We start from the raw sequence: 5,316 nt of genomic DNA, 5'->3' as shown, positions 1-5,316 counted from the left end.
GCTAAGTTAATATTAATGGTTAAAGAATATCATACTTCTTCAAGTGTTTCAGTTTTGATCTATCACCTAGTTTGGGTAACCAAATATCGCAATCAAGCTTTAACATCTGAAATTAGAGAAATGCTTGATCAAAAGATTAGAAAAATTTGTGCTGAAAACTCTTGTCAAGTTGAGGCGCTGACTATCATGCCCAATCATGTGCATTTAGAGGTGGTTATGCCACCTTGGATATCAGTTACCGTTTTAATTAAGAAGCTTAAAGGCACCACTGCAAGATGGCTTTTTAAGCAGAAGCCTGAATTAAGGCGGTCCTTTTACCATCACCATTTGTGGTCGCCAGCATATTTTGCCAGAACAGTAGGCAATTGCTCAGAAGAAACTATTAAGCATTATGTGGAAACTCAATGGGAAAGACCATTTAAATGATACGCATTAAATATTGAAAGGAGATGAGATTTATGGCTTTTAAGACTAAGCTTGCCGAACATGAAATTCAACTGGGCACCAGACAATATCGCATTTACCCAGAAGGTGAACAAATAGCTTGGATTTGGCAGTTGTTTGGCGCTAATCGTTTTGTCTGGAATCAATTTGTAGCTGCCTTTGAGGCACGCTATGAAGCCAATCCTGAATTAAAATTTCCAAAAATTAGCGTCTTGAAGAGCTGGCTTCCCCTGATGCGCAAGGAGCATGAATGGCTAAAAAGAGTTAACAGCACGTCTTTGCAATTTACGGTTGAACGCTTTAGCGATGCCATGTGGGCTTTTCTAACTAAAAAACAAATTAAGCAAGGCAAGCCCAGATTTAAAAGCCGTAAGTATTATTCTCAAACTGCCACGATTAAAAATGTTAAATATCAGACCAAGACTGGTGCTCAAGCTCAGATTGCAGTGCTTAGTCCGCACCACTTAAGAATTGGCAAGAAGAACGGCATTACGCTAAGAACCAGTTCTTTGAATAATCTGAGAAATGTTCGAATCCAAAAAGCTGTCATTTCCTATCGGCAAGATTTAGACCGCTATTATATCAGCTTTTCTGTTGTGAAAGATAAACGACAGCTAGCTCAATATCAGGTGAAGTCTAAGAAAACTGGCAAATCAGTGGGGATTGACGTTGGCCTGGGCAAAGAATGGCTGGTAACCAGTGATGGCAAGCGTTTTGGCGTGCCTGCTACCTTCAAGCTGGAAAAAGCAATGCTTAAGCGCCAAAGCCACTGCGACCGCAATCGGACCGCGATTGAAAAGCGGGTAGCTCGGTTCAACCAAAGCCACAAAGAAGCCAAGATAGACAAGTACGACTATGCCAACTGGCAAAAGCTGAGAAAGACCAAAAGCAAGTACCAGCTTAAGATCAGAAACATTAGATACGACTACCTGCAGAAAGTAACGACTGAGCTGGTTAAGAGCTATGACGTGATTGTCATTGAAGATTTGAAAATCAAGAATCTGCTCGGCAATCATAAGCTGGCTCACAATATCGCTAATGCTTCTTGGGGCATGTTCAGAAGACTGCTGGCTTACAAATGCGAGTGGTACGGCAAGAAGCTGATTGTGGTGAAACCGCAGTATACTAGCCGGATCTGTTCAGAATGTGGGAAAAAGAATCCAAGATTCGCCCATATGAAGACCAGGGACTGGCTAGCTATCAGAGAATGGGATTGTCCATACTGCCATGCGCATCACGATCGAGACGTAAATGCCTCCAAGAATATCTTGGCTAGAGCAGTTAGCTTAGGAAGCAAAATAAGTAAAATACAGGCTGGGGCCCAGCCTTGCTAAAATAGGCCGACCGCTATGCTCTTGTGGGATTAGAAAGCCACTAAGCTCAAGAAAACTTGAGTGGACATTTTTGAATGAAGAGGACAAGTCAGGCTGTTCGCAGAAAAACTCTAAACAAAGAGACCACCCATCTATTTGATGGGTGGTAGGTCATGGTGAAGGATATTGCAGACCTGAGGATTTTTAGTGTATTAAAAGAATTATAAGTTTTTTAACGATGAAAAGCATTTGCGGTACTAAATTTAGATGTACTGTAAATGCTTTTTTCTTTTGAAAGTAAATTAATTTTATTAATATTTACAAAAGAAAAAATTCTCTTTAAAAGTATTAGTCTAAATTTGATTTGAAAGGGGAACATTATGGCAACTAAACAACAATATTACACAATTTCAAGCAATTTTGGTTTTAACTGTAAGGACTATAAATTGTCTTATCACAAACTTCCTATTGGTGGCATTACTATCTACTACCAAACGCTTATATATACAGATAAGCAAAGCTTACTAGTTTATCGTCAAAATTCTAATCATAAGATGGAATGGGAGAATGCTGAAATGGGCTTCTTAGACCAAGAACATGTTTTTCATCCATTTGGCAAAGGGGAAGCCTATAGTCACAAAATTTCTAGCTTGTATATGCAGAGCTATGATTATTACAGTGCTATTTATTCATTGGGGCAGGGATACAAGCTTGATTGCGATGACGATGGCTTATATCGACATATGCGCTTAATGAATAAAGAAATCGGAAAATCTATAAGAATGCATTACACGCCGGTTGCAGCAACTATTGATTTAATTAGAACTCAAGATGATCCTAAGATTAAAAGCGTTATTAAGAATTGGCCAGCAGATGTTCTTAAAAAATTTAAGTTTTTTGAAGATCCAACACCATTTCCTAGAAAAGAGGCTGTAAATTTTCTAAAGGAGCATCCAGATGAGTTCAATATTGATGACAATCTACCTGTAGTAAATGCTAATACTAGTATGAATACTGTTTGGTGGTAAAGCAAAAGGCGCAAAAGAATGATTGAAGAATTAGTTAAAACAAATGTTTTGCCAGCCTTTTCTACGGTTACACGTTATGTATTAAGTATTTTTGCTATTTTGCTTTTAATTAAGGCTATCTACTTTATTCATGGGCAATATAAGCATGTCCCTACGCATATTACTTCTTCATCTCTCATAAAAGATGAGATTGTAGTTGTCTTATTAGTAGTGACCACATATCTGACTTCATGGGGATTAGGCGTTCCAATTACTCAAGTTCTTGGGTTCGATCCTATTCAAGATATTGGAGCTGGTGTTCAAGTATTAAACGCAGTGTTTACAGGTACTAACTTAACCAATCTATTGCTAGTAATGATATTGCTAGGCATGAGTAAAAAGTAGTTTGCAGTGGAGAATAGTAAATAATGAAGAATAACGAGAAAGCAAAAGAAACAATTGTAGTAATTTTAGCCTTATTTTTAACTTTATTATGGGCATGGCCTACTATTTCTATGATTAAAGCAATAAACCTGAGTAAAGTAACAGGGCAAATTACTTTGGTGCAACTAATTATAGTCATAATAGGTTTCTTAGCTTATGTAATTACATCATTGATCTATTTATTTTTTATTGACTATAGCGATGAAAATGTAATTAGATGGGGAATTACCGTTCTAAGCATTTGCGTAATTACATTTCTTATGGCAATATTCTTTGCACCGAGTGTATTGCATTTAGTTAGTGGAAATTTGCTAAATTAAGTGGGGAGTAATGATGACTAAAAAACTTAGTAAATATGAACTAGATCCATTTGATAAAATTTATAGTTTTGATCAAATTGCTGAAAGTACTGGATTAGATTCAACCGAATTGTATGATTTAATGAAGCATTTAGGTATTAACGCCACTTATAAAGGAGTTACAGATAATAAAGGCTACTTTTCTGAAAAAGCTTATAGAATAATTCGAAAATCTGTCAAAGATAGAATTAACAAAGATATTTTGAATGCAATAAATGAGCAAGGGTATTATGCATACTTTCAGATCATTAATAAGCTTAAAGAGCAGGGATATAAGGTAAAAGATGAAATGCTTAGAAGAGTGGTTAAGCAAAAGCAGATTAAATCTAAGCAATTTCCTGAATACCCTGGTAGCTTTAGATTTGTAACTAAGAGAGATGCTGAAAAACTTCTTCAAGTAATTAGGAAGAAAATTGATACGGCTCCAACTATCAATAATGAAAAGACGTTTGCTCCAGTTAAACGAATTACTAAGACAAAATTACAACAACTTGAAGATAAATCAGAAGATATTAGCATTGATGAGATGTGTAAAGAAACGGGATTTATTAGTAGCGTATTTAAGATAGCTTTTGGAAAGGCAGAAATAAATCCAGCTTATTTTTGTATAGATACACAAACCTACTACTATAATCGTATTTCTTATAGGTACATCCTTAAAAGATTGCTACAACAGCGAAAAGTTACAATATAAACTGTAGTTAACTCTTACTATTCATGATATTAGGGTAAAAAAAGATGAAAGATAAAAATTTGCTGTGTGAGTTAAAGAATTTAGAAAAGAATAATAAGCTCACTATTGATCAGATAGAACGTAGTGCTGCTTTTTTTGTAAATAGTCAAGAATTTTGTAATCATTCTTGGAGAGTCATTAATCAGGCTGATGGAGTAGAATATATTTATCGCAATGGTCAATTAATACCTAATATGTGTAATAATCACTACATTATCAACGAAAGCTGGAGTAAATAATTAATTTGAACAAACAAAGATTTAGATTGGCAGAATATTTTGGAAAACCAGCACAGTATTATCATGCAACTTTTGATCATATTACTCATAAAATTAATCGTCAGCATCAAAAGATCCCTGTAATTCTGTTAACTGATGTATATCTTGTAGATTCACAAGATAAAAAAATTAGATTAGCTAATAAAAACGACTTTATTGATGCTAAAGGTAAACACATAATTGCTGATCATTTATGGGTAAAACTAACAAAGCCTTGGCTAGAATTACCACAAGAGTTGCTACAAGGGGATGAAATATATTTTCAAGCTAATGTAGAGCAGTACAAAATAACTCGTGCTGACACGGTTACGAAGAGAAACCAAATATGGGATGCTATGATTAAAAAGAATAAAAGAATTGAAACATCGTGGAATTATTACACTAAACACCATTACCGTAAAAACTTCATGACATCCTTACGAAAAATGCGAGCTAAGCAACAAGAAAATATTACTGAAGCTAAAAAATTACAAATGCAAATTAAATTAGTGGATTATAGTTTAAATCATATTTGTAAAATTCATATTGTGCTACTGAGGAAAGTTAAAAAGAACTTTCAGCGAGAAACTTATAGTTATGTTAGATTTAAAAACCAAGGATATAAGTATTCTGCTTGGCTTGCCGCAAGAACTATGGATTACATCTAAGTGTATAATTTTTTGCGGTAAGTTGAATAATTAATTAAAAAAGCTCAAGTCCTTTGAATCTGGACTTGAGCTCAAACAAAAAGACCAGTAG

At 35.0% G+C, this 5,316-nt stretch carries 8 protein-coding genes; all 8 read left to right on the top strand.

Features of this window, described 5'->3' with window-relative positions; genetic code table 11:
- Window positions 1–15 precede the first annotated feature (15 nt).
- The 8 genes from tnpA (at window position 16) to BLP58_RS11275 (ending at window position 5,225) form a co-directional block, all read left to right on the top strand.
- Window positions 16–426, top strand: coding sequence for an IS200/IS605 family transposase (gene tnpA, locus BLP58_RS11310; protein WP_041817404.1), 411 nt, complete (start codon window positions 16–18; stop codon window positions 424–426).
- Window positions 427–458: 32 nt separating this feature from the next.
- Window positions 459–1,778, top strand: coding sequence for an RNA-guided endonuclease InsQ/TnpB family protein (locus BLP58_RS11305; protein WP_013851273.1), 1,320 nt, complete (start codon window positions 459–461; stop codon window positions 1,776–1,778).
- A 359-nt stretch (window positions 1,779–2,137) separates the two neighbouring features.
- Entirely contained in the window at window positions 2,138–2,785 is a 648-nt protein-coding gene (locus BLP58_RS11300; RefSeq protein ID WP_013851271.1) for a hypothetical protein, read from the top strand.
- An 18-nt stretch (window positions 2,786–2,803) separates the two neighbouring features.
- On the top strand, window positions 2,804–3,169 hold the full coding sequence (locus BLP58_RS11295) for a hypothetical protein (protein WP_013851270.1): 366 nt from the start codon (window positions 2,804–2,806) through the stop codon (window positions 3,167–3,169).
- Between the two features lie 23 nt (window positions 3,170–3,192).
- Window positions 3,193–3,528, top strand: a complete 336-nt coding sequence (locus BLP58_RS11290; protein ID WP_013851269.1) for a hypothetical protein — start codon at window positions 3,193–3,195, stop codon at window positions 3,526–3,528.
- Between the two features lie 10 nt (window positions 3,529–3,538).
- Window positions 3,539–4,261, top strand: coding sequence for a hypothetical protein (locus tag BLP58_RS11285; RefSeq protein ID WP_025084321.1), 723 nt, complete (start codon window positions 3,539–3,541; stop codon window positions 4,259–4,261).
- A gap of 44 nt (window positions 4,262–4,305) precedes the next feature.
- Window positions 4,306–4,539, top strand: a complete 234-nt coding sequence (locus BLP58_RS11280; protein ID WP_013851267.1) for a hypothetical protein — start codon at window positions 4,306–4,308, stop codon at window positions 4,537–4,539.
- Between the two features lie 26 nt (window positions 4,540–4,565).
- The gene (locus BLP58_RS11275; protein ID WP_013851266.1) at window positions 4,566–5,225 is read left to right on the top strand and encodes a hypothetical protein; all 660 of its coding nucleotides are present in this window, start codon (window positions 4,566–4,568) and stop codon (window positions 5,223–5,225) included.
- The last annotated feature ends 91 nt before the right edge of the window (window positions 5,226–5,316 follow it).

This window comes from Lactobacillus kefiranofaciens (assembly GCF_900103655.1).
GTDB classification, from domain to species: Bacteria; Bacillota; Bacilli; order Lactobacillales; family Lactobacillaceae; genus Lactobacillus; species Lactobacillus kefiranofaciens.
Note: the sequence above shows the minus strand (reverse complement) of the source record. Positions and strands in the feature narration are given on the sequence as shown.